Source organism: Diplocloster modestus (genome assembly GCF_019042245.1).
Lineage (GTDB): Bacteria > Bacillota > Clostridia > Lachnospirales > Lachnospiraceae > Diplocloster > Diplocloster modestus.
The window spans coordinates 1-1,748 of record NZ_JAHQCX010000036.1 but is presented as its reverse complement, the minus strand read 5'-3'; the positions used below and the strand labels follow the sequence as shown (position 1 = coordinate 1,748).

The 1,748-nt window shown below is 49.3% G+C and carries 2 protein-coding genes; both read left to right on the top strand.

The window, feature by feature from the left end; genetic code table 11:
* Positions 1-240, top strand: a 240-nt coding sequence (locus tag KTH90_RS24670; RefSeq protein WP_238727616.1) for a glycine radical domain-containing protein, incomplete at its 5' end; no start/stop codon positions are given.
* 337 nt (positions 241-577) lie between these two features.
* A partial coding sequence (locus KTH90_RS24665; protein ID WP_275061502.1) for a pyruvate formate lyase family protein occupies positions 578-1,748 on the top strand: 1,171 nt, incomplete at its 3' end.

Sequence of the window (1,748 nt, the reverse complement as noted above, 5' to 3'; positions counted from 1 at the left end):
GGCACACTGCACTGCTCCACAAGCACCGTATCCAGCAACACACCGTTCGGTCATGTGTGCGGGGCTACACCGGACGGACGCGATGCCTACATGCCGGTAGCGGACGGACAGTCGCCTATGAGAGGAACGGATGTGAGCGGGCCCACGGCGGCGATCGCCTCCGTAGCGAAGCTGCGCAACGAACTGTTCTCCTGCGGCTCGCTGTATAACTTGAAGTTCAGCCCCGAGGAACTGGCTTAGGTAAAACATACAGATATACATATAGGCAGTACAAACTTCTTATTACATCGACGCGTCCCGTCTGGAAATGGAATGAAGAAACCGAATTCAGACGGGACGTTTTCGTCCATTATCCTTAATGGTTCTCCGGATGAACGCAGAGTGACGAAATAATCAGCGCTTTTCGTTAGGACATGAACATGTCAGCACACTAGGTGGGAAAGTGGGAACTTGAAATCTAAAAATTATACACCTTTAGCAAAATATATTGGGTTTTAGAAAAATACACAATTGATATAATTTAATTATCTCAAAAATATACAAATCGTACAAGTGAGCGATAGAAAGGAAGGAGATTATGGCAATTACAGATTCTTATCAGATTTCAACGGAGCCGGTAAGATCAGAGCGAATTGACAAGCTGCAAAAATATATCACAGCTTCCAAATACGGTGTTTGCGTGGAAAGAGGTAAATTAATTACTGATTATTACAGAGACCATACAGATCAGGCGCCGATCATTCTCAGGGCCAACGCGATTAACCACGTACTGCAGAACATGAGTATTTACATTCTGCCGGGAAGCCTGTTCGCGGGCAATCAGGCGTCCCATCCGCGCTGGGCACCGCTGTTTCCAGAATATGAGGTGGAATGGGTCGAGAAAGAAATGATTCATGAGGATCCGTATCCGCTTGACAAACGTCCGGCTGACCGTTACATACTCCACAAAGAGGATAAACCGGTGATTCAGGAAATATGCGATTGGTGGAAGGGCAATACAATTACCGACATGCTGCGCACAAGGCTTCCGAAGGAAGCGCTGGCAACGCACTATGACTTAAAAGCCGCCGATATCGGCACCTATTTCCAGGGCGGTGATGGACATTTTGCGCCGGATCATCCATGGTTGATTAAGAACGGTCTGCAGACAATTATCAACCAGTGCCAGGAGGGGCTTTCCAAAATTGATTACAAGAACGACCCCGAATGTGTAAAGAAAAAAGACTTCTATGAAGCGGCGATCATCAGCGCCAACGCAGTCATCCAATTTGCCGCGCGGTATGCGGACCTTGCCGAAAAGATGGCGGCGGAGGAAACCGATGAGGTAAGGAAGCAGGAGCTTCTGGAGATGGCCCAGATATGCCGCCATGTGCCGAAGAATCCGGCGCGCAGTTTCAAAGAGGCGCTGCAATTCATTATCCTGACGCACATCTGCATCCAGATCGAGGACAGCGGAGCGGGCGTATCGTTCGGACGTTTCGACCAGTTCATGCAGCCGTACTATGAGGCGGGTATAGCGGAAGGAACGCTGACGAAGGAGCTGGCGGTCGAGTTAACAGAGAACTTCTTTTTACAGATTTATACGTGCAATAAGGTGCGCAGTTGGATTGATACAGATTTTTACCGGGGCGTACCCATGTTCCAGAACCTGACGATCGGCGGCGTGGACCCTGAGACCATGGCAGACGCCACCAACGATATGAGTTATATCGCGCTGGACGCTACTTATCATACGAGAGTACCGCAGC